The following is a 26,554-nucleotide window of genomic DNA, read 5'->3' as shown; positions in this document are numbered from 1 at the left end:
CTAATTTCAAGAGAGGCCTGGGGCACGGTAGCGCAGTTGCTGCGCATGCTCCAGCAGCCATTGCAGTATCTGCCCTGGCGCATTGAGATCGAGCACGGGCTGGCGCGGCGGCTCTGGCAGGCGCTGCGGTGCGTCAGTGGCAATGGCCAGCACATGGGGGTCGTGCGGATAAAGGGGCGCCTGGGTCTTGCCGGCGCTGGCGCGCTCGGGCTGGTCGCGCCAGATCTCTATCTTGGGCAGGTCGGCGTGCTTGAAGCCTTCGACCAGCACCCAATCCACGCGCGGATCGAGTTCGGCCAGCATGTCATGCACCGACAGCTCCGCGGGACGGGGGAATTCGCGCATCAGCGCCAGACGGCGATCCGAGGCCAGCACCACTTCATAGGCGCCCGCCTTGCGGTGGCGCCAGCTGTCCTTGCCCTCGTGATCGACATCGAAATGGTGGTGGGCATGCTTGACCACCGAAACGCTGAGCCCCTGCGCACGCATCAGCGTGATCAGGGGCTCCACCAGGCTGGTCTTGCCCGAGCCGGAGTAGCCGGCGAAGCCGATGACCTTCATCGCCATGCACTCCTGCTGCGGACCTTTGGACAGCCCGGCTGCGGCATCAGTCGCAATGCCGGGCGATATACGCCTTGACCTGCTCGGCGTCGGCCGGCAAGTCGGTCACGCGCTTGGGCAGGTCCTCGATGCCTTCGAACTTGGCCGGGCGATCGGGCAGGCGGCCCAGCGCCTCCTCGATGGTGGCGGCGAACTTGATGGGCAGTGCCGTCTCCAGCACGATCATGGGCACGCCGGCCTGCAGCTGCTCGCGCGCCACCTTGACGCCGTCGGCCGTGTGCGTGTCGATCATGGTGCCGAAGCGCTCGAAGGTATCGCGGATGGTGGCCAGGCGGTCGGCATGCGTGCTCTTGCCGCTGACAAAGCCGTAGCGGGCAGCAGCTTCCTGGAACAGCGGGTTGCCGCCCAGGTCGAAGCGGCCCTGGCGTGCCACGCCCTCGGCGAACAATTCGCGCGTGGCCTGGCCATCGCGGCCCAGCAGGTCGAACACGAAGCGTTCGAAGTTGCTGGCCTTGGAGATGTCCATCGAAGGGCTCGATGTCTCGTAGGTGTGCTCGCTGCCGCGCACCACGTAGGCGCCCGTGCGGAAGAACTCGTCGAGCACGTCGTTCTCGTTGGTCGCCACCACCAGGCGCGCTATCGGCAGGCCCATCTGGCGCGCCACGTGGCCGGCGCAGATGTTGCCGAAGTTGCCGCTGGGCACCGTGAAGCTGACCTTCTGGTCATTGCTCTGCGTGGCCTGCAGGTAGCCGGCGAAGTAGTAGACGACCTGGGCCAGCAGGCGGGCCCAGTTGATCGAGTTGACCGTGCCGATCTTGTACTTCGCCTTGAAGGCATGGTCGTTGGAGACGGCCTTGACGATGTCCTGGCAGTCGTCGAACACGCCCTCGATGGCGATGTTGTGGATGTTGGCGTCCTGCAGGCTGAACATCTGGGCCTGCTGGAAGGGGCTCATGCGGCCGCGCGGGCTGGTCATGAACACGCGCACGCCCTTTTTGCCGCGCATGGCGTACTCGGCCGCGCTGCCGGTATCGCCACTGGTGGCCCCCAGGATGTTGAGTTCCTCGCCACGGCGGCCCAGTTCGTACTCGAACAGGTTGCCCAGCAGCTGCATGGCCATGTCCTTGAAGGCCAACGTGGGGCCGTTGGACAGGGCTTCGAGCCACAGGCCGTCTTCCAGCGGGCGCAGCGGCGTGATCTCGGCCGTGCCGAACACCTGCTGCGTATAGGTCCTGGCGCACAGGGCGCGCAGATCCTCGGCCGGGATGTCGTCGATGTACAGGCTCAGGATCTCGAAGGCCAGGGCAGCGTAGCCCTGCTCCTGGTAGATGCTGCGCAGCTCGCCCAGGCGGGCGGCATCGATCTGCGGATAGTGCTCGGGCAGGTACAGCCCGCCATCGGGCGCCAGGCCCTCGAGCAGGATGTCGCAAAAGCGCTTGCGGTCCGCGTGGCCGCGCGTGGAAAGGTACAACATTTGAATTCCTTGTCAGTGGCCTCAAGGCGCTGCGCATGAAACCGGCGTGGCCCAAGCCGGGGACGCCGAGCAAGGGCCGCCCCGCAGCGAGGGCGTCGTCCCCCTCCCTCGCGAAGCGAGCAGAGAGGGGGAAGGCGCGCAGCGCCTCAGGGGGAGCCTATCAGTTCAACTCTTCCTTGCGGATGCGGTTGATAGGGGCCAGCACCGTGGGCAGTTGCTGGATCTGGGCCAGGGCCGTGTCCATATCGCCTTCGCGCGTGGCATGGGTCAGGATGATCAGGTCGGTCTGCGGCACGCCCTGGCTGCCTTCGCTGTCGCCGCTCACTTCGCCGGCCTCTCGCTGCAGCAGGGCGTCGATGCTGATGCCCATGCCCGCGAGGATGCTGGTGATCTTGGCCAGCACACCGGCTTCGTCGGCCACGCGGATGCGCAGGTAGTAGCTGGTGACCACCTCGCTCATGGGCAGCACGGGCAGTTCGCCACCTGCGGCGACCAGCGTGTTCGACTGGAAGGCCAGCGGGGGCACGCGATGCTCGGGGTCGGCCGTATGCAGGCGGGCGATGTCCACCAGATCGGCGATCACGGCGCTGGCCGTGGGCTCGGAGCCCGCGCCCTTGCCGTAGTACAGCGTGGTGCCCACGGCGTCGCCATGGACGACGACGGCATTCATCGCGCCTTCCACATTGGCGATCAGGCGCTTGGTCGGCACCAGGCTGGGGTGCACGCGCAACTCGATGCCCTTGTCCGTGCGCTTGGTGATGCCCAGCAGCTTGATGCGGTAGCCCAGTTGCTCGGCGTACCTGATGTCGGCCGCAGACAGCTTGGTGATGCCTTCCACATGGGCCTTGTCGAACTGCACGGGAATACCGAAGGCGATGGCGCTCATCAGCGTGACCTTGTGGGCGGCGTCCACGCCTTCGATGTCGAAGGTCGGATCGGCTTCGGCATAGCCCAGGCGCTGGGCTTCCTTGAGCACCACGTCGAAGTCCAGGCCCTTGTCGCGCATCTCGGACAGGATGAAGTTGGTCGTGCCGTTGATGATGCCGGCCACCCACTGGATCTGGTTGGCCGTCAGGCCTTCGCGCAGCGCCTTGATGATGGGGATGCCACCGGCCACGGCCGCTTCGTAGGCCACCATCACGCCCTTCTCGGCAGCGGCCTTGAAGATTTCACTGCCATGCACGGCCAGCAGGGCCTTGTTGGCCGTGACCACATGCTTGCCGGCGGCAATGGCCTCCAGCACCAGGGCCTTGGCAATGCCGTAGCCGCCGATCAGCTCGATCACCACGTCGATCTCGGGGTTGGCGATGATCTCGCGCGCATCGCCGACCACCTTGGCCGTGTCGCCCACGACGGAGCGGGCGCGTTCCGTATCCAGGTCGGCCACCATGGCAATCTCAATACCGCGGCCCGCGCGGCGGCGGATCTCTTCCTGATTGCGCTGCAGCACGTTGAAGGTGCCGCTGCCCACGGTGCCAATGCCCAGAAGGCCTACTTGGATCGGTTTCATAAACTACTTGCCAGTCAAAAAACGCTGCGGCGCCCAGAGGGTGCGCGCCGGCAGCCGGTAAAAAGCAATGGCCGGCGGAAGGCCCTCTCCTCCACCGGCCCGCACAGCTCAGCCGCGGTCCGTGCCGTGGCGCTTGCGGTATTTCTCGAGGAACACTGCGAGACGGCGGATGGCCTCGCGCAGGTCGGTGTCGTGCGGCAGGAAGACGATGCGGAAATGGTCCGGGTGCGGCCAGTTGAAGCCTGTTCCCTGCACCAGCATGACCTTGGTCTCTTGCAGCACTTCCAGGAAGAACGCCTGGTCATCCTTGATCGGGTAGATCTCGGGGTCCAGGCGCGGGAACATGTACAGCGCGGCTTGCGGCTTGACGCAGCTCACGCCGGGGATTTCGGTGATCAGCTTGTGGGCCAGGTCGCGCTGCACGCGCAGCCGGCCGCCCTCCTGCACCAGCTCGTCGATGCTCTGGTGGCCGCCCAGCGCCGTCTGCACGGCCCATTGGCCAGGCACATTGGCACACAGGCGCATGTTGGAGAGCATGTTCAGGCCCTCGATATAGTCCCGGGCCGCTTTCTTGTCGCCCGAGACCACCATCCAGCCGGCGCGGTAGCCGCAGCTGCGATAGGCCTTGGACAGCGAGTTGAAGGTCAGCGTCAGCACATCGGTGGACAGGCTGGCCAGCGGCGTGTGCACGACATCGTCGTACAGCACCTTGTCATAGACCTCGTCGGCAAAGATCACCAGGCCATGCTCGCGGGCCAGCGCCACGATGCTTTGCAGCAGCTGCTTGCTGTACAGGGCGCCCGTCGGGTTGTTGGGATTGATGACGACGATGCCCTTGGTGCGCGGCGTGATCTTGGCGCGGATGTCGTCCAGGTCGGGCATCCAGCCGTTGGACTCGTCGCACATATAGTGCACGGGCGTGCCGCCCGACAGGCTGGTGACGGCGGTCCACAGCGGATAGTCGGGCGCCGGCAGCAGCATCTCGTCGCCGTCGTCCAGCAGCGCGTTCGTGGCCAGGCTGATCAGCTCGGATGCGCCATTGCCCAGGTAGATATCGTCCAGCGTCACGCCCAGGATGCCCTGGCGCTGGGTCTCGTGCATCACGGCCTTGCGCGCCGCGAAGATGCCCTTGCTGTCCGAGTAGCCTGCCGAATTGGGCAGGTTGCGGATCATGTCCTGCTGCACTTCCTCGGGGGCATCGAAGCCGAACACGGCCAGGTTGCCGATATTGAGCTTGATGATCTTCTGCCCGTCCTCTTCCATCTTCTTCGCCGCGTCCATGATGGGCCCGCGGATGTCATAACAGACGTTGGCTAGTTTTGCGGATTTGAGAACGGTTTTCATGCTGAGAATATGAAAGTGGCCGGCGCGGGCTTGCGGCCTTCATGCACGCCAAAGTGCCCCATGCACCCTGGTGAAACCTATAATTTGACCACAGTTCCGCATTGCAGCATCGCCCTGGCCCCGCCCCATGTGGCGGCCAACCCCATCGCGCAGACCGCGCCACCCTCATCCATGAAATTCCACGCCGACAAATCCGAAGCACAGAGCATCACGGGCTATGGCCCCGGCTGGGTCGCCGTGGACCGGGAAAAGTTCGAACACAGCCTGCTTGTCGGCGCCAAAGGCCTGCGCCAGGCCTGGGACTGTGCCCGCTTCGAGGACCTGACGCCCGAGCATTTCGAGGCCCTGTCCCAGCTGGATGCCGAGGTCATCATCCTGGGCAGCGGCCAACGCAACCGCTTCCCGCCGGCCGCCTGGCTGCGCCCCCTCATGGCCCGGCGCATAGGACTGGAAAGCATGGACACGCAGGCCGCGTGTCGCACCTACAACATCCTTGCCAGCGAAGGCCGTAACGTCGTCGCGGCCCTACTCTTGGAGTAGACTCCTGCCCCCCTGATTGGGTGAAATCCCGTTTTCAGGGTAAAATTGCAGGTTGCGGTTGGGGGCATTTCCGATAAAAGCAAAAACACAAACACGGCCCTCGGCATTTCAACGACTACACCCGAGAGATATAAGCGCATGGCGATCGTTGTCAACAAACCCCTTCCCGAATTTGAAGCCAACGCTACCGGCGGGATCAAGGTGACCAACACCTCCCATACGGGCCAGATTCTGATCCTGTATTTCTACCCAAAGGACAATACGCCTGGCTGCACCACTGAAGCCATGCAGTTCCGCGACAAGTACAAGGACTTCGTGAAAGCTGGTGCCACCGTGTTTGGCGTCTCGCGCGACAACATGAAGTCGCACGACGACTTCAAGGAAAAGCTGGAACTGCCGTTCGAGCTCATCGCCGATACGGAAGAAAAGATGTGCCACATGTTCGGCGTGGTCAAGAACAAGATCATGTACGGCAAGAAGGTGAAGGGCATCGAGCGCTCCACCTTCCTGGTGGGCACCGATGGCCTGCTGGTGCAGGAATGGCGCGGCCTGAAGGTCCCCGGCCACGTTGACGAGGTGCTCAAGGCTGTCAAGACCCTGAAGGCACTGAAGCAGGCCGCCTGATAGCAACAATCTGACAGGCGACAAAGCGCCGGCCGACATATTCAGGCCATCGGCCTATGCATAATGGGACGATGCCTCTTAGCAAAGACGCTTTTCCCTGTCACCCCACCAAAGCCGCCTCGGTTTCCAGGCGGCTTTGTGCTTTTTGATCCCTGTTGAGGAACGGTTCGTCCACTATGCCCCTGCCCCCCGCACCCGGCCGCCGTGCCGCCAAGCTCTCCCCCGAAGCCTTTCTTCCCGTGCGCGGTGCCCAGCACGCAGACCCCCTGCCCGCTGACGATCTTCCCGATGCAGCCGAGGCCGCAGCTGCCGCCGCGCCACGCAAGCGCAAGCCAGCTCCCGCCTCCAACAACACCGCCACAGCCGCAAAGCCGGCACCGGCGCGCGGCCGCAATGCCAAGCCCGCATCACCGGCACCAGCTCCTGCGGCCACGACTGCAGCCCCGTCCAGCCGGCAGCGCCGCGCAACCGACAATTCCACCGCAACGGCAGCGCCGTCCAGCACCCGCTCGGCCAACAAGTCGTCCACAGACGCGAAGCCGGCAGCACTGCTGGCAGCACCGGTTCGTCCACGCCGTGCGCGCACGGGACCGAAGACGCTGTTCGTGCTCGACACCAACGTGCTGCTGCACGACCCGACCAGCCTGTTCCGCTTCGAGGAACACGACATCTTCCTGCCCATGGTGGTGCTGGAAGAACTCGACGGCCACAAGAAGGGCATGACCGAAGTGGCGCGCAACGGCCGCCAGGTCAGCCGCACGCTGGATTCGCTGGTCGCCTCCCAGCCCTCCGAGACGCTGGACAAGGGCCTGCCGCTGAATGCCACGGGCCAGCGCAGCGCCACCGGCATGCTGTATTTCCAGACCGAACCGCTGGAGACCTCGCTGCCCGACAGCCTGCCCCAGGGCAAGGCGGACAACCAGATCCTGGGCGTGGTCGCCGCGCTGCGCAAGAAGTTCAGCGAACGCGAAGTCGTGCTGGTGTCCAAGGACATCAACATGCGCGTCAAGGCACGCGCGCTGGGGCTGGCGGCCGAGGACTACCAGAACGACAAGGTACTGGACGACGGCGACCTGCTGTACGCAGGCGCCCTGGCCCTGCCCCAGGACTTCTGGGCCAAGGCCGGCAAGAACGTAGAGAGCTGGCAGGAAGGCGCCATCACCTACTACCGCATCAGCGGCGCCATCGTCGACCAGCTGATGATCAACCAGTTCGTCTACCACGAGGCGCCGGGCGAGCCCAGCCTGTTCATGCGCGTGACCGAGATCCGCGACAAGACGGCCGTGCTCAAGACGCTCAAGGACTTCGGCAATCCCAAGTACGCCGTCTGGGGCGTCACGGCGCGCAACCGCGAACAGAACTTCGCGATGAACCTGCTGATGAACCCGGACATCGACCTGGTCACGTTGACCGGCACGGCCGGCACGGGCAAGACCCTGCTGGCCCTGGCCGCCGGCCTGTCCCAGGTGCTGGACGATCGCCGCTACACCGAGATCATCATGACGCGCGCCACGGTCAGCGTGGGCGAGGACATCGGCTTTCTGCCCGGCACCGAGGAAGAGAAGATGGGCCCCTGGATGGGCGCCCTCGACGACAACCTCGAATTCCTGGCCAAGGGCGATGGCGGCAATGCCGGCGAATGGGGCCGCGCGGCCACCAATGAGCTGATCCGCAGCCGCATCAAGATCAAGAGCATGAACTTCATGCGCGGCCGAACCTTCCTGAACAAGTACGTCATCATCGACGAGGCCCAGAACCTGACACCCAAGCAGATGAAGACCCTGATCACGCGCGCCGGCCCCGGCACCAAGATCATCTGCATGGGCAATCTGGCGCAGATCGATACACCCTACCTGACCGAAGGCTCCTCGGGCCTGACCTACGCCGTGGACCGCTTCAAGGGCTGGCCGCACAGCGGCCACATCACGCTGGCGCGCGGCGAGCGTTCGCGCCTGGCAGACTTCGCCAGCGAGGTGCTCTGAGCCATGGCGATCAGCTGGATCACCGCGTTGAAGCTGGTGCCCTGGGGCGATGTCATCGAGGCCACGCCCCAGGTCGTCAAGGCCGCCAAGAACCTGCTGCGCAAGAAGGACGCTGCGCAGGAGATCGATGCACAGCAGCCTGCGGCCGTCGAGCCGCTGGCACCGCCGCGCTCGGCTGGCGAACAGGCGCTGCAGCTGATCCAGGCCCAGGACGCACGCATCGTGCAACTGGAACAATCCCAGCGCCAGTCGCTGGAGTTGATCGAAAAGCTTGCGGAGCAGAACGCCCAGATCGTGGCCACCGTGGGCGCGCTGCGCACGGGCGCCCAGCGGCTGGCCTGGGCCTGCGCCATCCTCGGCGTCTGCGTGGCGGGCCTGCTGATCCAGGTCTGGCGCATGTAGATCGCCAACCACCCAAAGCAAACGGCCCCTCGGGGCCGTTTTTCATTGCCGGCACAAAGCCTGGGTATACCGGTCAGTACTCGTCGCCGCCACCGTAGCCCACGGCCAGATTCTCGAAGCGCGTCTGGTTCTTCTGAAAGAAAACTTTCACCGTCCCCGTGGGACCGTTACGCTGCTTGCCGATGATGACTTCGGCAATGTTGGGCTCCTTGCTGTCCTTGTTGTAGTAGTCATCACGGTAGATGAACATGATGATGTCGGCATCTTGCTCGATGGCGCCCGATTCGCGCAGGTCGGACATCATGGGACGCTTGTCGGTGCGTTGCTCCACCGAGCGGTTGAGCTGGGACAGGGCAATCACCGGGCACTGCAGTTCCTTGGCCAGCATTTTCAGGCCCCGCGAAATCTCGCCCAGCTCGGTCGCGCGGTTGTCGGAACTGGCGGCCGAGCCCGAGCCGCTCATCAGCTGCAGATAGTCCACCACGATCAGGCCCAGCTTGCCGCAGGTGCGCGCCAGGCGCCGCGCATTGGCGCGCAGTTCCGTGGGGGACAGGCCCGGCGTCTCGTCGATGTGCAGGGATACCGTGCGAAGCCGCTCGATGGCCTCCGTCAGGCGCGGCCACTCGTCGTCGTTGAGCTTGCCCGTGCGCAGATTGCCCTGGTTGACGCGACCGATGGAGCCGACGATACGAACCGCCAGCTGGGCCGCGCCCATTTCCATGGAGAAAATGGCGACCGGCAGGCCCTCGTTGAGCGCCACATGCTCGGCGATATTCACCGCAAACGAGGTCTTGCCCATGGAGGGGCGGGCAGCCAGCACCACCAGGTCACCGGCCTGCAGGCCGCTGGTCATGCGGTCCAGATCGACGAAACCCGTGGGCACGCCGGTCACGTCCATGGGGTTGTCGGCCATCTCCTGGACACGGTCCAGCAGATCCACCACCAGCGTATCTAGCGACTGGAAGCCCTGCTTGTTGCGCGCCCCCTCCTCGCCGATGGCCAGGATCTTCTGCTCGGCCTCGTCCAGGATGCGATCCACCGTCTTGCCCTGCGGATTGAAGGCATTGGTGGCGATGTCGTCGCTGGCGGTCACCAGTTTGCGCAGGATGGAGCGCTCGCGCACGATCTCCGCGTAGCGCCGGATGTTGGTGGCGCTGGGCACGTACTGCGCCAGCTGGTTCAGGTACAGCAGGCCGCCGATTTCCTCGGCCTTGCCCATGCCCTGCAAATGCTCGTAGACCGTGATCACGTCGGCCGGCTTGCTGGCATTGATCAGCTTGCCGATGGCCTCGTAGATCAGCTTGTGCTCGTGGCGATAGAAATCCCCGTCCACCAGCAAATCGCCCACGCGATCCCAGGCGTTGTTGTCCAGCAGCAGGCCGCCCAGCACGCTGGACTCGGACTCCATCGAATGCGGCGGCACGCGCAACTGGGCCACCTGCTGGTCGCCAGCGGGCAGCGGTGCGAACGCATCATCGAGATCGAGCGGGGGCATTACGGACGACATGGAATTCCTGGAGATAAGCCCGCCATCGTAGCGGCTGGCAAAAGGCCGCGCCACCCGGCGTCATCGCCCTGGCACGGCAAAGCAAAAAGCCGCCCTAAGGCGGCTTTTTGGTGATACGGGACAAGTCCCGGATCAGGAGTGGTCGCCGTAGACCGACACCGTCACTTCGACGCTGACGTCGGTGTGCAGTGCCACGACCACGGTGGCGTCGCCCACGGTCTTGATGGGACCGTTGACCAGGCGAACTTGCGACTTGGCGACGGCGAAGCCGGCCTTGGTCAGTTCTTCGGCGATGTCGGCGTTTGTCACCGAGCCGAACAGGCGGCCGTCAACGCCGGCCTTCTGGGTCAGCTTGACGTTTACGCCGTTGAGCTTTTCGCCCAGTTGCTGGGCAGCAGCCAGCTTTTCAGCCGCTTGCTTTTCCAGTTCGACGCGCTTGGCTTCGAACTCGGCCTTGGCGGAAGCCGTGGCGCGACGGGCAGCGCCCGTGGGGATCAGGAAGTTGCGGGCGTAGCCGTCCTTGACCTTGACGATATCGCCGAGGCCACCGAGGTTCACAACCTTGTCGAGCAGAATGACTTGCATGGTTGTATTCCTTAGATCTTGTGCTGGTCAGAGTAAGGAACCAGAGCCAGGAAGCGGGCACGCTTGATGGCCGTGTTCAGCTGACGCTGGTAGATGGCGCGCGTGCCGGTCAGGCGTGCGGGCACGATCTTGCCGTTTTCACCGATGAAGTCACGCAGGGTGTCCACATCCTTGTAGTCGATTTCTTCGACGCCGGCGACGGTGAAGCGGCAGAAGCGCTTGCGCTTGAACAGCAGCGACTGCGTGTTGCGCTTGGGGCGCTTGTCCTTGTTGAATTTCTTGAACGTGGCCATTTCTGGACCTCTTGAAAATTAGTTTTGTTGAATGTCCTGGATGTGGAAAACCAGCAATTTGCCGTTGCGGGGCGTTGCCAGGAAGCCTTGGAACTTCCACTGGCTGCCGAGCGCCTGGCGGGCCAGCTTTTCAGCCAGCGCGCCAAAGGCCACCGCCTTGACAGATGCCGTCACGCTGCGCTCGCTTCCTGCCTCTTTCTGCCGCGACGCATGCTCGAGTCGCAGTTCAAGGGCTGGCAGCCCTGCCGGCGTATAGCGCAGTGCTTGAAGCTCTGCGATAGCGGCCGTCAGTGCAACGTGGTTCTCCACTCCTTCAGGTTCTGAAAGGGCTGGGCTCAGGCCTGTTCGGTCTGGCTGGCCTTGCGGGCCTCTTCACGCTCGACGGTCTTCATCATCGAGGAAGGAGCTGTATCGGCCTTCTTCTTCTGAACCGTCAGGTGACGCAGCACGGCATCGTTGAACTTGAAGGCATGCTCCAGCTCAGCCATCACAGCCAGGTCGGCTTCGATGTTCAGGCACAGGTAGTGGGCCTTGGCGAGCTTGTTGATCATGTAGGCCAGTTGGCGACGACCCCAGTCTTCTTCGCGATGGACCTTGCCACCGCCAGCGGTGATCATGCCCTTGTAGCGTTCCAGCATGGCGGGAACCTGCTCGCTCTGATCCGGGTGGATCAACAAAACGATTTCGTAATGACGCATATCGACTCCTTTTGGGAAAACGCCGCCCACTGCGTCTTGTAGCGGTGCGGCAAGGCAAAGCATTGGATTCTAGCGCAGCCCTCTTCCATCTGTACACTGCGCACTGCCCGAGACCCCGGATTGGTGTGGGGGCTTTTGCCCCTTCGCCCGGCTTTTGCCCCCACCGTGTGCACCTGCAGTGCGCATGCACCGGCACAAAGCCCTTGAAAATACACCGATCCGCTCGCATCTCGATTCAAGATCGTGCAATCGCCAAGCCTGGCCTCCAGCACGGCGATCCTTTTGTTTTGTAGCTGAAGTCTCCAACCATGTCCGAACAAAACTCCAACCCCTTTCAAGACGCAGCCCCGGAAGAAATCGAAGCCGCCATGGCGGCCAACGCCGCCGACGAGCTGCAGCGCCTGCAGGCCGAGCTGGCCGAACTCAAGGCCAAAAGCGCCGAGCTGGCCGACCAGTTCCTGCGCGCCAAGGCCGAGGCAGAGAATGTGCGCCGCCGCGCGGACGATGAAGTCTCCAAGGCCCGCAAGTTCGGCATCGAGAGCTTTGCCGAAAGCCTGCTGCCCGTCTGCGACAGCCTGGATGCCGCACTGGCCATCCAGCAGGCCACGCCGGAGCAATTGCGCGAAGGCGCCGACGCCACGCTGCGCCAGCTGACCTCGGCCCTGGAGCGCAACAAGGTCGTGACCATCAACCCGGCAGCCGGCGAGAAATTCGACCCCAACCTGCACCAGGCCATCAGCATGGTGCCTGCGCAGCAGGAAGCCAACACCGTGGTGTCGGTGCTGCAAAAGGGCTACCTGATTGCCGACCGTATCCTGCGCCCGGCCCTCGTGACCGTAGCCCAGCCCCAGTAAGCATGCGCTCACGGCAGCGCTGACAAAAAAGGGGCAAAGCCCCTTGAAGCTGCGCGAGCCGGCCACAAGTTAGCAGTCATTCAAACATTTCACAGAACGCGGAGAGAACTCAAAATGGGAAAAATCATCGGTATTGACCTGGGCACCACCAACAGCTGCGTGGCCATCATGGACGGCAACACCACGCGCGTGATCGAGAACAGCGAAGGTGCACGCACCACGCCTTCGATCATTGCCTACCAGGAAGACGGCGAGATCCTCGTCGGCGCCTCGGCCAAGCGCCAGGCCGTCACCAACCCCCGCAACACCATCTACGCCGCCAAGCGCCTGATCGGCCGCAAGTTCGACGAGAAGGAAGTGCAAAAGGACATCGACCTGATGCCCTACACCATCTCGCGCGCCGACAACGGCGACGCCTGGGTGGAAGTGCGCGGCCAGAAGCTGGCCCCGCCGCAGATTTCCGCCGAAGTGCTGCGCAAGATGAAGAAGACCGCCGAGGACTACCTGGGCGAGCCCGTGACCGAGGCCGTGATCACCGTGCCCGCGTACTTCAACGACGCCCAGCGCCAGGCCACCAAGGATGCAGGCCGCATCGCCGGCCTGGAAGTCAAGCGCATCATCAACGAGCCCACGGCAGCTGCGCTGGCCTTCGGCCTGGACAAGATCGACAAGGGCGACCGCAAGATCGCGGTGTATGACCTGGGCGGCGGCACGTTTGACGTGTCCATCATCGAAATCGCCGACGTGGACGGCGAAAAGCAGTTCGAAGTGCTGTCCACCAACGGCGACACCTTCCTGGGCGGCGAAGACTTCGACCAGCGCATCATCGACTACATCATCACCGAGTTCAAGAAGGACCAAGGTGTTGATCTGGCCAAGGACGTGCTGGCCCTGCAGCGCCTGAAGGAAGCCGCCGAGAAGGCCAAGATCGAACTGTCCAACTCGGCCCAGACCGACATCAACCTGCCCTACATCACGGCCGATGCCTCGGGTCCCAAGCACCTGAACATCAAGCTGACCCGCTCCAAGCTGGAGAGCCTGGTCGAAGACCTGATCGAGCGCACCATTGCGCCCTGCCGCACGGCCATCAAGGACGCAGGCGTGTCCGTGTCCGACATCGATGACGTGATCCTGGTCGGCGGCATGTCCCGCATGCCCAAGGTGCAGGAGAAGGTCAAGGAATTCTTCGGCAAGGAACCCCGCAAGGACGTGAACCCTGACGAAGCCGTGGCCGTGGGCGCCGCCGTGCAGGGCCAGGTTCTGTCGGGTGACCGCAAGGACGTGCTGCTGCTGGACGTGACGCCGCTGTCGCTGGGCATCGAGACGCTGGGTGGCGTGATGACCAAGATGATCACCAAGAACACGACCATCCCGACGAAGTTCGCGCAGACCTTCTCGACGGCCGACGACAACCAGCCCGCCGTGACCATCAAGGTGTTCCAGGGTGAGCGCGAGATGGCTTCGGGCAACAAGATGCTGGGCGAGTTCAACCTCGAAGGCATTCCGCCCGCAGCGCGCGGCGTGCCGCAGATCGAAGTGGCCTTTGACATCGACGCCAACGGCATCCTGAACGTGTCCGCCAAGGACAAGGCCTCGGGCAAGGAAAACAAGATCACCATCAAGGCGAACTCGGGCCTGTCCGAGGACGAGATCCAGAAGATGGTGAAGGACGCCGAGCTGAACGCGGCCGACGACAAGAAGAAGCTGGAACTGGTCCAGGCCCGCAACCAGGGCGAAGCTGCCGTGCACAGCGTCAAGAAGAGCCTGGGCGAGCATGGCGACAAGCTCGACGCTGGCGAGAAGACCGCCATCGAGAGCGCCGTCAAGGACCTGGAAGAGGCCCTGAAGGGCGAGGACAAGGACGCCATCGACGCCAAGACCACGGCGCTGATGACGGCCAGCCAGAAGCTCGGCGAGAAGATGTACGCCGATGCGCAGGCAGCCGGCGGCCCCGAGGCAGCAGCAGCCGCCGCAGCGGCCGGTGCAGCAGGCGCCTCGGCCGGTGCAGCAGCCGCGGACGACAACGTCGTTGACGCCGAAGTCAAGGAAGTCAAGAAGGACTGAACCCAGCGCGTGGTCCCTTGACGACCGCTTGCCGCCGCGCTCGGCCCTGCCAAGGGGCTGACGCGGCGTTCCTGTTCTCACTGACTGGCTAGCAAACACCATGTCCAAACGCGATTTTTACGAGGTCCTGGGCGTTGCCAAGAACGCCTCGGACGACGACATCAAGAAGGCTTATCGCAAGCTGGCGATGAAGTACCACCCTGACCGCAACCAGGGGGATGCCGCAAGCGGGGCGGAAGAGAAATTCAAGGAGGCCAAGGAGGCCTACGAGATGCTCTCCGACAGCAACAAGCGCGCGGCCTACGACCAGTACGGCCATGCAGGCGTGGACCCCAACCGCGGCATGGGAGGCGGCGCCGAAGGCTTTGGTGGCTTTGCCGAAGCCTTTGGCGACATCTTTGGCGACATGTTCAACCAGGGTGGCGGCAGACGCGGCGGCGCCGGTGGCGGCCGCCAGGTCTACCGCGGCAACGATCTCAGCTACGCCATGGAGATCACGCTGGAGGAAGCCGCCCACGGCAAGGATGCGCAGATCCGCATCCCCAGCTGGGATGGCTGCGACACCTGCCACGGCAGCGGAGCCAAGCCCGGCACCAGCGCCAAGACCTGCACCACCTGCAACGGCATGGGCAGCGTGCAGATGCGCCAGGGCTTCTTCAGCGTGCAGCAGACCTGCCCGCATTGCCGGGGCACGGGCAAGATCATTCCCGAGCCCTGCACCAGCTGCGGCGGCCAGGGCAAGGTCAAGCGCCAGAAGACACTGGAAGTGAAGATTCCAGCCGGCATCGACGACGGCATGCGCATCCGCTCCTCCGGCAATGGCGAACCCGGCACGAATGGCGGACCTGCGGGCGATCTCTACATCGAGATCCGCATCAAGGACCACGACATCTTCGAGCGCGACGGCGACGACCTGCACTGCAACGTGCCCGTGAGCTTCATCACGGCGGCGCTCGGCGGCGAGATCGAGGTGCCCACCCTGTCGGGCAAGGCGGCCATCGACATCCCCGAAGGCACCCAGGCCGGCAAGCAGTTCCGCCTGCGCGGCAAGGGCATCAAGGGCGTGCGCTCCAGCTATCCCGGAGACCTGTACTGCCACATCGTGGTCGAGACGCCCGTCAAGCTGACCGAGTACCAGCGCAAGCTGCTACGCGAGCTGGAGGAATCGCTCAAGAAGGGTGGCGCCAAGCATTCGCCCAGCGGCGAGAGCTGGACCGACAGGCTCAAGAGCTTCTTCAGCTGATGCAGCACTGAGCCCCCAACAAAAACGCCTCTCACGAGGCGTTTTTCATTGGTGCGCGCACGACAGATCTCAGGGTGCGGGCTTGGCCTTCCAGGCCGCCGCCTGGCGCTCGGTACGCGCACGCTCGGCCGCACTCAGCGGCTGTGCCATGCTGTCACGCTTGGCGGCCAGAGAGCTGTCCCTGCCCGCCGCCAGCAGCATCCAGAAATAGGCCTGGGACGGGCTGCGCCCCACGCCCTTGCCCGAGGCATAAAGGCTGGCGAGATTGGACTGCGCCAGCGCATCGCCCTGCTGGGCGGCACGCTCCAGCCAGCGCGCGGCCTGCTCGTCGCTGGCGGGCACGCCCTGGCCATTGGCATACAGAACGCCCAGGTTGGACTGGGCTGCGGCATTGCCCTGCTCGGCCGCCTTCTCCAGCCAGCGGGCGGCCTGCACCATGTCGCGATCGACCACGCCACCCTCGGCATAGAGCATGCCGGCATTGAATTGCGCATCGACATGGCCCTGGCCTGCCGCCGCCACAAACCAGCGCAGCGCCTGCGCCACGTCCTCGGCCACGCCCCGCCCCGTGGCATACATCACGCCCAGGCTGTACTGGCCGGCCGCTTCACCTTGCTCGGCCGAGCGCTGGAACCACTGCACGGCCTGCGCGGGGTCCTTGGCAGCTCCGCGCCCCTCGGCCAGCATCAGGCCCAGGTTGTTCTGGGCCACGGCATCGCCCTGCTCGGCAGCCTTGCGATACCACTGCACGGCCTGGGCATCGTCGCGCGCCACGCCACGGCCATTCGCATACATCAACCCCAGGTCGGACTGGGCTGGCGCATAGCCCTGCTGCGCCGACTTCTCATACCACTGGGCCGCCGTCTCGGCACTCAGGGCAACGCCCTGGCCGCGCTTGTACAGCGAACCCAGCGCGTACTGGGCGCTGGCCTCGCCCTGCTCGGCATGCTGGTGCAGCGCTGCAAGCTCGGCCGCGCTCAGGCCGGGCTCGCCCTTGGGCGCATGGCCCACTACGGCTGCGGCAGTTCCGGCCGCAACGGCCCCTGCCGCCACGCCAGCGGCGGCGGCCTTGGCTGGCGCATTGCGGGTTGGAGAGGGCGCCGACTTGCCCCCGTTCTTGACGGCGGCCTTGCCCGCTGGCCTGGCTGCAGGTCTGGCTGCAGGTCTGGCTGCAGGTTTGGCCGGTGCCTTCGCACCGCTCCTGGCCGTGTTCTTCGCTGGGGGCTGCGGCTTGGCAGACGCCGGGACGGCCATGCAGGACAGGGCTGCGGCCAGCAGCAATGACAGCCCTGCAGGCAGGGCTCGCAGGCCCGTCGGATATCGATCGTTCATATGCTCTTATTTTTGCAGCAATCCATGCAGGCGACTGGCGCAAAGATTGACAAATTCTTTCAGCATGCAACCGGTGTTCCGGCGGGCATGACTGCCTGCAGCCATCGCCAGGGGGCATGACCCTCATCTCCATGGAATCGCACGACATCACCAAAGACATCGCGCTTGAAGATGACAGATCAATGCTTTGTGCGAGAAAATCCATCCAGCTTCTCCTAATGAGAAGCCTGAACCCCACCACATGAAGAATTCAGAGCGCAGTTTTGCACGGCGCATAGACCTTACCTCCCTGCAACTGTTCGTGGCTGTCTGCGAACTTGGCAGCATCGGCCGCGCGGCCGAGCGTGAGTTCATTGCAGCCTCGGCGGTGAGCAAGCGCCTGTCCGATCTCGAAGCCACGGTGGATACAGCCCTGCTGTACCGGCACAGCCGTGGCGTGACCTTGACGCCGGCCGGCGAAAGCCTGCTGCACCATGCCCGCAACGTGCTGTACGGCCTGGAGCGCATGCAGGGCGAGCTGTCCGAGTACGCCGACGGCGTGCGCGGCCATGTGCGCATCCACGCCAACATGTCGGCCATCGTGCAGTTCCTGCCGGAAGACCTGGGCGTGTTCGCGCGCAAGCACGGCCAGGTCAAGATCGACCTGCAGGAGCAGCTCAGCCCCGCCGTGCTGGCTGCCGTGCAGGAAGGCACGGCCGACATCGGCATCTGCTCCATGGCGTACATGCCGCTGGGCAATGGCCAGGCCACTCCCGTGCTGCAGCACCGCCCCTACCGCGAGGATCGCCTGGTCGTCGTGGTGCCCGAGCAGCACGCGCTGGCGCACAGCGACAGCGTGGCCTTTGCCGATGTGCTCGAATGGGACATCGTCAGCCTGCAGGCCGGCTCCTCCATCAGCCTGGCCATGCGTGCGGCCGCCGCACAGGCGGGGCATGCGCTGCACCAGCGCATCCAGGTCACCAGCCTGGATGCCATGTGCCGCATGATCGACAACGGACTGGGCGTGGGACTGATCCCCGACCGCGCCTTCGAGCTCATGCACGGCGTGGGCCATCTGCGCGCCCTGGAGCTCAGCGACGACTGGGCACGGCGCGAGCTGAGCATCGTGGCGCGTGACTTCGACGCGCTACCCGTCACGGCCCGCCTGCTGGTCGAGCACCTGAGCCCGCCGGCCAGCGCATCCTGAAGGCCACTTGGCCGCTGGATGCTCCCCCAAAGATTTCCCCACGACACCAACCATTCGAGAACGCCATGGGACGCACCCTCTACGACAAGATCTTCGACGAGCACGTCATCCACACCGAGGATGACGGCACCGCCGTCCTCTACATCGACCGCCACCTGGTGCACGAAGTCACCAGCCCCCAGGCCTTCGAAGGCCTGCGCATGGCCGGCCGCAAGCTGTGGCGCATCAGCTCCGTGGTGGCCACGGCCGACCACAACACGCCCACCGACGGCTGGGAGCGCGGCTATGACGGCATTGCCGACCCCATCAGCAAGGAACAGATCACCACGCTGAACACCAACATCGGCGAGTTCGGCTCTGCGGCCTTCTTCCCCTTCATGGACAAGGGTCAGGGCATCGTCCACGTCATGGGCCCCGAGCAGGGCGCCACCCTGCCCGGCATGACCGTGGTCTGCGGCGACAGCCACACCTCCACGCACGGCGCCTTCGGCGCACTGGCCCACGGCATCGGCACGTCCGAGGTCGAGCACGTGATGGCCACCCAGACGCTGCTGGCCAAGAAGGCCAGGAACATGCTGATCAATGTCATCGGCAAGGCGGCCCCCGGCATCACGGCCAAGGACATCGTGCTGGCCATCATCGGCAAGATAGGCACGGCCGGCGGCACCGGCTACACCATCGAGTTCGCCGGCGAAGCCATCCGCGACCTGAGCATGGAAGGCCGCATGACGGTCTGCAACATGGCCATCGAGGGCGGCGCACGCGCCGGCCTGGTGGCCGTGGACGACAAGACCATCCAATACGTCAAGGGCCGCCCGCTGTCCCCCACCGGCGCCGAATGGGATGCCGCCGTCGCCTACTGGAAGACGCTGCACTCCGATGCCGATGCGAAGTTCGACCGCGTGGTCGAGCTGCAGGCCAGCGAGATCGTGCCGCAGGTCACCTGGGGCACCTCGCCCGAGATGGTGCTGGGCGTGGATGGCCGCGTGCCGGACCCCGACAAGGAAAAGGATGCCAGCAAGCGCGGCGCCATCGAACGCGCGCTGACCTACATGGCGCTGGAGCCCGGCAAGGCCATCGACGACATCTTCGTGGACAAGGTCTTCATCGGCTCGTGCACCAACAGCCGCATCGAAGACATGCGCGAGGCCGCCGCCGTGGTCAAGAAGCTGGGCCAGAAGGTGGCGCGCAACATCAAGCTGGCCATGGTCGTGCCCGGCTCCGGCCTGGTCAAGGAACAGGCCGAGCGCGAAGGCCTGGACCAGATCTTCAAGGCGGCAGGCTTTGAATGGCGCGAGCCCGGCTGCTCCATGTGCCTGGCCATGAATGCCGACCGCCTGGAGCCCGGCGAGCGCTGCGCCTCCACCAGCAACCGCAACTTCGAAGGCCGCCAGGGCGCGGGCGGACGCACCCACCTGGTGAGTCCGGCCATGGCCGCGGCCGCCGCCATCCACGGCCACTTCGTGGACATCCGCAGGTTCTCCTGATCCGATCCCGCAACTGCCCCGCCTGCACACCATGAAGCCCTCCTTCTCGATCCTCCTGGTCGGCCTGGCCTTCACCCTGGCCGCCTGCAATACCGTCAAGGGCATTGGCCAGGACGTGCAAAGCGCGGGCAGCGCCATCGAGCGCGCCGCCCGCTGAACCCTGAATCCGATACAGCCATGCAACAATTCACCGTGCACAAGGGCCTTGTCGCCCCCATGGACCGCGAAAACGTCGATACCGACGCCATCATTCCCAAGCAGTTCCTCAAGTCGATCAGGAAGACCGGCTTCGGCGTGAACCTGTTCGACGAATGGCGCTACCTGGACCATGGCGAGCCTGGCCAGGACCCGGCCTCGCGCAAGCCCAACCCCGACTTCGTGCTCAACCATCCGCGCTATGCGGGCGCCTCCATCCTGGTCGCGCGCAAGAACTTCGGCTGTGGCTCCAGCCGCGAGCACGCGCCCTGGGCGCTGGACCAGTACGGCTTTCGCGCCATTCTGGCGCCCAGCTTTGCCGACATCTTCTTCAACAACTGCTTCAAGAACGGCCTGCTGCCCATCGTGCTGCCCGGGGCCACGATCGACACGCTGTTCAACGAGGTCGCGGCCTTCCCCGGCTACGAGCTGACCATTGATCTGGATCGCCAGGTGATCGTTCGCCCGCAGGGCGAGGAGATCCCTTTCGATGTCATCGCCTTTCGCAAGTACTGCCTGCTCAACGGCTTCGACGACATCGGCCTGACGCTGCGCCATTCCGACAAGATCCGCGCCTACGAGGCCGAGCGCCTGGCCACCAAGCCCTGGCTGGCACACACGCTGGTGCAGCGCTGATCGATCTCCACTTGCGCGCATCAATGGGCCGCAGGCGTTGCTGAACCAGCCGCCGGCGGCCTTCCACCATCCGAACAGTCTCTCAAAAGGAACACCATGAAAATCGCAGTCTTGCCCGGTGATGGCATCGGCCCCGAAATCGTCGCAGAAGCCGTGAAGGTGCTGGGCGCCCTGGGCCTGGACTTCGACATGCAGACGGCCCCCGTGGGCGGCGCTGCCTACGAAGCTGCCGGCCATCCGCTGCCCGAATCTACGCTGAAGCTGGCCATGGAGTCCGACGCCGTGCTGTTCGGCGCCGTGGGCGACTGGAAGTACGACACGCTGGACCGCCCGCTGCGCCCAGAGCAGGCCATCCTGGGCCTGCGCAAGCACATGGGCCTGTTCGCCAACTTCCGCCCGGCCATCTGCTATGCGGAACTGACCCACGCCTCCAGCCTCAAGCCCGAGCTGGTCGCGGGCCTGGACATCCTGATCATCCGCGAGCTGACCGGCGACATCTACTTCGGCCAGCCGCGCGGCCGCCGCGTGGCCACCGATGGCCACTTCCCCGGCGCCGAGGAAGCCTTCGACACCATGCGCTACTCCAAGCCCGAGATCGAGCGCATCGCCCATGTCGCCTTCCAGGCCGCGCAAAAGCGCAGCAAACGCGTGACCAGCGTGGACAAGGCCAACGTGCTGGAAACCTTCCAGTTCTGGAAGGACGTGGTCACCGAAGTGGGCCAGCAGTACCCCGATGTGCAACTGGACCACATGTACGTGGACAACGCCGCCATGCAGCTGGTCAAGGAACCCAAGCGCTTTGACGTGGTGGTCACGGGCAACATGTTCGGCGACATCCTGTCAGACGAAGCCTCCATGCTGACCGGCTCCATCGGCATGCTGCCCTCGGCATCGCTCAACTCCAGGGGCCAGGGCCTGTACGAGCCCAGCCACGGCTCGGCCCCCGACATCGCCGGCAAGGGCATTGCCAATCCGCTGGCCACCATCCTGTCGGCCGCGATGATGCTGCGCTTCTCGCTGAACCAGGAAGCCGCCGCACAGCGCATCGAAGCCGCCGTGCAAAAGGTGCTGGCCCAGGGCCTGCGCACGGCCGATATCTACAGCGAAGGCACGACCAAGGTCTCCACCCGCGAGATGGGCGATGCCGTGGTGGCCGCACTGGCCTGATGTCCATGACGGCCGCCAGCCTCCAGGCTTGCGGCCGTCCCTGTGGCGGGCAGGTGCTGCCCTGCTCTGCCACAACATGGCAAAACGTCAAAATAGACGTCTACTTTTCGCCGATTCGACGAATATATTCATCAAAACAGACATTCTCTTTCCTGGCGTATTCGCTAGAATGACGTCTCTTATGTTTGCCGCCCACCCGTTCCTCCTGCTGAACATTGCACCCGCCGCCCTGGCTGGTGCGGCTGCGCGCGCGATCACCTCCACAACCATTACGACAATCAAAGGCTGACCCAGCCCGGTTCGTCGTGCGCCCTCACCTGGCCCAGACGAGCCGGGCGACAACAGTCTTGATCAAGCACTGTTTTCACACTGAAAGGGCGTTTCAAAAATGAGCAAGCAATTGGTAGGCCTCGTCGGCTGGCGCGGCATGGTCGGCTCCGTGCTGATGGACCGCATGCAGGCAGAGGGCGACTTCGACCTGATCGAGCCCGTGTTCTTCTCCACCTCCAACGCCGGCGGCAAGGCCCCGGCCATGGCGAAGACCCACACCGAGCTGCGCAATGCCAACGACATTGCCGAGCTGTCCAAGTGCGACATCATCATCACCTGCCAGGGCGGCGACTACACCAAGGAAGTCTTCCCCCAGCTGCGCGCCTCGGGCTGGAACGGCCACTGGATCGATGCCGCGTCGTCGCTGCGCATGGAAGGCGATGCCGTCATCGTGCTCGACCCCGTCAATGAAGGCCTGATCCAGTCCAAGCTCGCCGCGGGCGGCAAGAACTGGATTGGCGGCAACTGCACCAACTCCATCCTGCTGATGGGCCTGGGCGGCCTGTTCAAGGCCGGTCTCGTGGAATGGGTCAGCTCCATGACCTACCAGGCAGCCTCCGGTGGCGGCGCCAACCACATGCGCGAACTGCTCAAGGGCATGGGCGTGGTGCACGCTGCCGTGGCCGACGAACTGGCCACGCCCGCATCCGCCATCCTGGACATCGACCGCAAGGTGGCCCAGACCATCCGCACCGACGTGCCCACCGAATTCTTCGGCGCACCGCTGGCCGGTGGCCTGATCCCCTGGATCGATGCGCAGCTGGACAACGGCCAGTCCAAGGAAGAGTGGAAGGGCCAGGCCGAGGTCAACAAGATCCTGGGCACCGAGCAGACCATCCCTGTCGACGGCCTGTGCGTGCGCATCGGCGCCATGCGCTGCCACAGCCTGGCGCTGACCCTCAAGCTCAAGAAGGACCTGCCCCTGGAAGAGCTGGAAGCCATCATCAAGTCCGGCAACCCCTGGGTGAAGTGGGTTCCCAACGACCGCGCCATCACGGTCAAGGAACTGACCCCCGCCGCCATCACCGGCGGCCTGGAAGTCGGCGTGGGCCGCGTGCGCAAGCTGAACATGGGCCCCGAATACCTGTCGGCCTTCGTGATCGGTGACCAACTGCTGTGGGGCGCCGCCGAGCCGCTGCGCCGCATGCTGCGCATCCTGCTCGCCGCCTGAGCATCGCCGGCTTGAGCCAGCACAAAAAGCGCCATGTCCCGGGCCGGGACATGGCGCTTTTTTCGGCTTTAAGCCCTGTGCAATTGGGCACAATGCCCAGGTCTCTTGTCCATTGGCTGTAGGTGGTTGCCTACAATCACCAAAGATACATTGTGTTTCTTCTCGTTGCCGTTCGACAACAACTATTGGCGTTCGCCGGCAACCAGACGCTTGCGATCCTATAGCGTGGCCGACAATGCGACCCAAGCACCTTGGTAGATGGCGTGCCATCTATCCCCGGGTAAATTTCAATTACATGTGCAAGCGCAGGCATTCCGACAATAACAATAGTGCCTGCCCAATTGCATCCACACAGGTTTGACGCTTTATGCATCGTTGGAAACTCTCTGTGCTGGCCACTGCGGCCGTCGTCTCGGTCGCACTGCCCGCCTCCGAGGCCTGGGCACTGGCTCTGGGCCGGGTGAACGTGCAATCGGCCCTGGGCGAGCCCCTGCGTGCCGAAGTCGAAATCCCCCAGATCACAGCCGCTGAAGCCGAAGGCCTGCGCGTGGGCGTGGCCTCTCCCGGCGTCTTCCGCACCCAGGGCATGGAGTACAACGCCACCGCCAGCCAGGTGCGCGTCAGCGTGCAGCGCCGCGCGGATGGCTCGGCCGTGCTGCGCCTCACAAGCACACAGCCCGTCAACGAACCCTTTGTCGATCTGGTGATCGACGCCAGCTGGGCTTCGGGCAACCTGCAGCGCAACTACACCCTGCTGCTGGACCCGCCCACCCTGCAAAAGCTCCCGCCTGCCGTGACGGCTGCAGCCCAGGCCTCGGCACCCGAGCCTGCCGCAGCGCCGCGCCGCGCAGTTCCCGCCCCATCGCAAGCTGCGTCGCAAGCCGCGGCGGGCAACACCGAGGAAAGCCGCCCTGCGCCAGCAGCCCAGCGCCGTGCCGCCCCGGCGGCCCGCGAGCGCGCCGCAGCGGCCCCCGCGCCATCCGAGGCCTCCGAAGTCCGCATCAAGACCGGGGACACGGCAGGCCGCATCGCCGCCGCCCACCTGCCAGCCGGCGTTTCGCTGGACCAGATGCTGGTGGCCATGCTGCGCACCAACCCCAAGGTCTTCATCAACGGCAATGTGAACCGCATGCGCTCCGGCGCCGTGCTCACCGTGCCGGACGAAGCCACGGCCCAGGCCACCTCGCCGCGTGAAGCGCGCCAGATCGTTGCCGCCCAGTCCCGCGATTTCAACCAGTTCCGCCGCCAGTTGGCCAGCGCCGCGCCGGCCGCGCCCGTGGCATCGGCCAATCGTGAAGCATCGGGCAGCGTTCAGGCCCAGGTCGAAGACCGCAAGCCGTCCACCGCAGCGCCCGACAAGCTCACCCTGTCCAAGGGCGCCGTCAAGGGCGTGGAGGCCGACGAGCGCCTGGCCAAGCAAAAGCAGTCCGACGACCAGGCATCGCGCACGGCCGAGTTGCAGCGCAACATGTCCGAGCTGAGCCAGATCGCCGCCGCCACCAAGCCCGCCGAAGGTGCTGCTGCAGCACCTGCCTCGGCAGCCAGCGGCACGGCAAACGGCGTCGCTGTGCCGGGCGCGCCGACCGTGCCTGCAGCGCCTGAAGCTGCAGCACCCCAGACAACTCCCGCGGCCCCGGCAGCGCCTGCCGATGCAGCTGCTGCGGCCGCTGCGCCCACCGCTGCTCCAGACGCCGCAGCCAATGCCGCCGGCTCGGCAGCGCCCACAGCAGAAACCGCGCCCGCCACACCCGCTCCAGCCGAGCCACCCAAGCCCAAGCCGGCACCCGCTCCCGCAGCACCGATCGCCGAGCCCAGCTTCATCGATACGCTGCTGGAAGATCCCGCCATCCCGCTGGCCGGTGCTGCCCTGCTGGCCCTGCTGCTGGGCTATGGCGGCTACCGCGTCATGCAGCGCCGCCGCGCCGCTGCCGCCTCCAGCGAAAGCGCCTTTGGCGACAGCCAGCTTGCAGCCGACTCCTTCTTTGGCGCCAGCGGCGGCCAACGCGTGGACACCGGCACATCGAGCCAGCTGTCAGGCACCTCCATGCATTACTCGCCCAGCCAGCTTGATGCGGGCGATGTGGACCCTGTGGCCGAAGCCGACGTCTACCTGGCCTATGGCCGCGACCTGCAGGCCGAGGAAATCCTCAAGGAAGCGCTGCGCACCGACCCCAACCGCACCGCTCTGCACCAGAAGCTGGCCGACATCTACGCCAAGCGCCACGACCGCAAGGCCTTCGAGGCCGTTGCGCAGACCCTGCATGGCCTGACCCAGGGCAAGGGCGTGGACTGGCAGCGCCTGGCCGACCAGGGCCGCATCCTGGACCCGGAAAACGCCCTCTACCAGCCTGCGGGCTCCGCGCCCCTGTCTGCTGCCGCCGTTGCCGGTGGCGCCACGGTGGCTGCTGCCGGACTGGCTGCCGCCTCGCTGGCCACCAGCCGCCCCCTGGACATGGATGTGCATCGCGAAGGCCCTGCCACCCTGCCCATGGACCTGGACATGGACCTCAACATGGACCTGCCTGGCGGCCTGGCCGATGCCAGCCTGCCGGCGCAGCACGCCAGCCCCCTGCCCGCACCGGCCCCCATGCCCAGCGAACAGGACTTCGCAGCGCTGGAGCCCACGCTGCGCGCGCCGCTGGAAGCCACGCCCTCCGCAAAGGACGACACACCTCGCATCGAGCCCCGCGTCGAGCCGCCCGTTGCATCGCTGGACATGCCCGGCTTCCAGCCCACGGCCCACGCCTCGCTGACGGACGCCCTGAACCACAGCAACGCCATGGACGACATGCGGCCGACCGAGATGCTGTCGCTGGACATGCCCGGCTCGCAGGCGACCGACAGCTTCCCGGCCACCGAGCCCTCGCCCCTGACCAGCTCCACCACGGACGACAGCCACGCCAAGACCGAGCTGCTGTCGCTGGACGCCATGGAGTTCAACCTGGAAGGGCTGAGCACGGCGACGCCTGCCCCAACACCGGCAACGCCACAGGCAGGCGGCGTGCTGGAGACGGCGGCCGAGGCCAAGCCCGAACCGGCCGAGTCGCTGGAATTCGACCTGGGCAGCCTGTCCCTGGACCTGGGCAACGACACCCCTGCCGTCGCAACCCCGCCATCGGCCCCTGAAGACCCGCTGGCCACCAAGCTCGCACTGGCCCAGGAGTTCAACGCCATCGGCGACAGTGACGGAGCCCGTACACTGATCGAGGAAGTGATCGCCGAGGCCCACGGCGATCTCAAGGCCAGGGCCCAGCGCCTGCTGGCCGAGATAGACTGAAGCCCGGCGGCGCCTGCCCAGGCGCCGCGCCGGTTTCGTGTGACAGCGTGGTGCAAGCCGCCATGGAAAACTGACAACTTGATGCACACCCA

24 protein-coding genes are annotated in these 26,554 nt (G+C 65.2%); 14 read left to right on the top strand and 10 right to left on the bottom strand.

The window, feature by feature from the left end; translation table 11 throughout:
• Positions 1 to 6: 6 nt before the first annotated feature.
• The 4 genes from mobB to ACFPFG_RS26075 all read right to left on the bottom strand — a co-directional run bounded on the left by mobB (position 7) and on the right by ACFPFG_RS26075 (position 4,889).
• On the bottom strand, positions 7 to 561 hold the full coding sequence (mobB, locus tag ACFPFG_RS26090; RefSeq protein WP_380110338.1) for a molybdopterin-guanine dinucleotide biosynthesis protein B: 555 nt from the start codon (positions 559 to 561) through the stop codon (positions 7 to 9).
• 46 nt (positions 562 to 607) lie between these two features.
• The gene (gene thrC / locus ACFPFG_RS26085) at positions 608 to 2,035 is read right to left on the bottom strand and encodes a threonine synthase (protein WP_183019819.1); all 1,428 of its coding nucleotides are present in this window, start codon (positions 2,033 to 2,035) and stop codon (positions 608 to 610) included.
• A 160-nt stretch (positions 2,036 to 2,195) separates the two neighbouring features.
• On the bottom strand, positions 2,196 to 3,545 hold the full coding sequence (locus tag ACFPFG_RS26080; RefSeq protein WP_183019820.1) for a homoserine dehydrogenase: 1,350 nt from the start codon (positions 3,543 to 3,545) through the stop codon (positions 2,196 to 2,198).
• 108 nt (positions 3,546 to 3,653) lie between these two features.
• On the bottom strand, positions 3,654 to 4,889 hold the full coding sequence (locus tag ACFPFG_RS26075) for a pyridoxal phosphate-dependent aminotransferase (RefSeq protein WP_013801028.1): 1,236 nt from the start codon (positions 4,887 to 4,889) through the stop codon (positions 3,654 to 3,656).
• A 171-nt stretch (positions 4,890 to 5,060) separates the two neighbouring features.
• Between ACFPFG_RS26075 and ACFPFG_RS26070 the strand changes: the two genes are divergently transcribed.
• The 4 genes from ACFPFG_RS26070 to ACFPFG_RS26055 all read left to right on the top strand — a co-directional run bounded on the left by ACFPFG_RS26070 (position 5,061) and on the right by ACFPFG_RS26055 (position 8,437).
• Complete coding sequence (locus ACFPFG_RS26070; RefSeq protein WP_017407848.1) at positions 5,061 to 5,429, top strand: Mth938-like domain-containing protein; 369 nt, start codon at positions 5,061 to 5,063, stop codon at positions 5,427 to 5,429.
• A gap of 138 nt (positions 5,430 to 5,567) precedes the next feature.
• Positions 5,568 to 6,053, top strand: coding sequence for a peroxiredoxin (locus ACFPFG_RS26065; RefSeq protein WP_013801026.1), 486 nt, complete (start codon positions 5,568 to 5,570; stop codon positions 6,051 to 6,053).
• 176 nt (positions 6,054 to 6,229) lie between these two features.
• A complete protein-coding gene (locus ACFPFG_RS26060) occupies positions 6,230 to 8,035 on the top strand; it encodes a PhoH family protein (protein ID WP_183019821.1) in 1,806 nt (601 codons plus the stop codon).
• Between the two features lie 3 nt (positions 8,036 to 8,038).
• A complete protein-coding gene (locus ACFPFG_RS26055) occupies positions 8,039 to 8,437 on the top strand; it encodes a hypothetical protein (RefSeq protein WP_183019822.1) in 399 nt (132 codons plus the stop codon).
• A gap of 73 nt (positions 8,438 to 8,510) precedes the next feature.
• Here the strand turns inward: ACFPFG_RS26055 and dnaB are convergent, their stop codons facing one another.
• The 5 genes from dnaB to rpsF all read right to left on the bottom strand — a co-directional run bounded on the left by dnaB (position 8,511) and on the right by rpsF (position 11,520).
• Positions 8,511 to 9,944: a replicative DNA helicase gene (gene dnaB, locus ACFPFG_RS26050; RefSeq protein ID WP_183019823.1), complete on the bottom strand. Its 1,434-nt coding sequence runs from the start codon at positions 9,942 to 9,944 to the stop codon at positions 8,511 to 8,513.
• 132 nt (positions 9,945 to 10,076) lie between these two features.
• Positions 10,077 to 10,529: a 50S ribosomal protein L9 gene (gene rplI / locus ACFPFG_RS26045; RefSeq protein WP_012207025.1), complete on the bottom strand. Its 453-nt coding sequence runs from the start codon at positions 10,527 to 10,529 to the stop codon at positions 10,077 to 10,079.
• Positions 10,530 to 10,540: 11 nt separating this feature from the next.
• A complete protein-coding gene (rpsR, locus tag ACFPFG_RS26040; RefSeq protein WP_012207026.1) occupies positions 10,541 to 10,822 on the bottom strand; it encodes a 30S ribosomal protein S18 in 282 nt (93 codons plus the stop codon).
• Between the two features lie 18 nt (positions 10,823 to 10,840).
• Positions 10,841 to 11,131, bottom strand: coding sequence for a primosomal replication protein N (gene priB / locus ACFPFG_RS26035; protein ID WP_012207027.1), 291 nt, complete (start codon positions 11,129 to 11,131; stop codon positions 10,841 to 10,843).
• A gap of 26 nt (positions 11,132 to 11,157) precedes the next feature.
• Positions 11,158 to 11,520 carry a 30S ribosomal protein S6 gene (gene rpsF / locus ACFPFG_RS26030; protein WP_183019824.1) on the bottom strand — a complete coding sequence of 121 codons (363 nt, stop codon included), beginning with the start codon at positions 11,518 to 11,520 and terminating at the stop codon, positions 11,158 to 11,160.
• Between the two features lie 308 nt (positions 11,521 to 11,828).
• Between rpsF and grpE the strand changes: the two genes are divergently transcribed.
• From grpE to dnaJ, 3 genes are all read left to right on the top strand, one after another.
• Positions 11,829 to 12,374 (top strand): nucleotide exchange factor GrpE, encoded by a 546-nt coding sequence (grpE, locus tag ACFPFG_RS26025; RefSeq protein WP_197955425.1) that lies wholly within the window; start codon positions 11,829 to 11,831, stop codon positions 12,372 to 12,374.
• Positions 12,375 to 12,488: 114 nt separating this feature from the next.
• On the top strand, positions 12,489 to 14,438 hold the full coding sequence (gene dnaK, locus ACFPFG_RS26020; protein ID WP_034396649.1) for a molecular chaperone DnaK: 1,950 nt from the start codon (positions 12,489 to 12,491) through the stop codon (positions 14,436 to 14,438).
• A gap of 100 nt (positions 14,439 to 14,538) precedes the next feature.
• Complete coding sequence (gene dnaJ / locus ACFPFG_RS26015) at positions 14,539 to 15,681, top strand: molecular chaperone DnaJ (RefSeq protein ID WP_013801020.1); 1,143 nt, start codon at positions 14,539 to 14,541, stop codon at positions 15,679 to 15,681.
• Between the two features lie 69 nt (positions 15,682 to 15,750).
• On the opposite strand, the gene ACFPFG_RS26010 is transcribed toward dnaJ, so the two are convergent.
• A complete protein-coding gene (locus tag ACFPFG_RS26010) occupies positions 15,751 to 17,013 on the bottom strand; it encodes a tetratricopeptide repeat protein (protein WP_380108828.1) in 1,263 nt (420 codons plus the stop codon).
• 241 nt (positions 17,014 to 17,254) lie between these two features.
• On the opposite strand from ACFPFG_RS26010, the gene ACFPFG_RS26005 reads away from it, so the two are divergent.
• From ACFPFG_RS26005 to ACFPFG_RS25975, 7 genes are all read left to right on the top strand, one after another.
• A complete protein-coding gene (locus ACFPFG_RS26005; protein ID WP_012207033.1) occupies positions 17,255 to 18,199 on the top strand; it encodes a LysR substrate-binding domain-containing protein in 945 nt (314 codons plus the stop codon).
• Between the two features lie 65 nt (positions 18,200 to 18,264).
• Positions 18,265 to 19,686: a 3-isopropylmalate dehydratase large subunit gene (leuC, locus tag ACFPFG_RS26000; protein ID WP_183019827.1), complete on the top strand. Its 1,422-nt coding sequence runs from the start codon at positions 18,265 to 18,267 to the stop codon at positions 19,684 to 19,686.
• A 31-nt stretch (positions 19,687 to 19,717) separates the two neighbouring features.
• The gene (locus ACFPFG_RS25995; RefSeq protein WP_380108826.1) at positions 19,718 to 19,843 is read left to right on the top strand and encodes an entericidin A/B family lipoprotein; all 126 of its coding nucleotides are present in this window, start codon (positions 19,718 to 19,720) and stop codon (positions 19,841 to 19,843) included.
• 20 nt (positions 19,844 to 19,863) lie between these two features.
• Positions 19,864 to 20,517 (top strand): 3-isopropylmalate dehydratase small subunit, encoded by a 654-nt coding sequence (leuD, locus tag ACFPFG_RS25990; RefSeq protein ID WP_380108824.1) that lies wholly within the window; start codon positions 19,864 to 19,866, stop codon positions 20,515 to 20,517.
• Between the two features lie 96 nt (positions 20,518 to 20,613).
• Entirely contained in the window at positions 20,614 to 21,684 is a 1,071-nt protein-coding gene (leuB, locus tag ACFPFG_RS25985) for a 3-isopropylmalate dehydrogenase (RefSeq protein WP_012207037.1), read from the top strand.
• Positions 21,685 to 22,072: 388 nt separating this feature from the next.
• Positions 22,073 to 23,185, top strand: a complete 1,113-nt coding sequence (gene asd, locus ACFPFG_RS25980; protein WP_013801017.1) for an aspartate-semialdehyde dehydrogenase — start codon at positions 22,073 to 22,075, stop codon at positions 23,183 to 23,185.
• Between the two features lie 367 nt (positions 23,186 to 23,552).
• Positions 23,553 to 26,462: a motility hub landmark protein FimV gene (locus tag ACFPFG_RS25975; protein ID WP_386849680.1), complete on the top strand. Its 2,910-nt coding sequence runs from the start codon at positions 23,553 to 23,555 to the stop codon at positions 26,460 to 26,462.
• The last annotated feature ends 92 nt before the right edge of the window (positions 26,463 to 26,554 follow it).

Source organism: Delftia deserti, assembly GCF_042653485.1.
Taxonomy (GTDB): Bacteria; Pseudomonadota; Gammaproteobacteria; order Burkholderiales; family Burkholderiaceae_C; genus Comamonas; species Comamonas acidovorans.
Note: the sequence above shows the minus strand (reverse complement) of the source record. Positions and strands in the feature narration are given on the sequence as shown.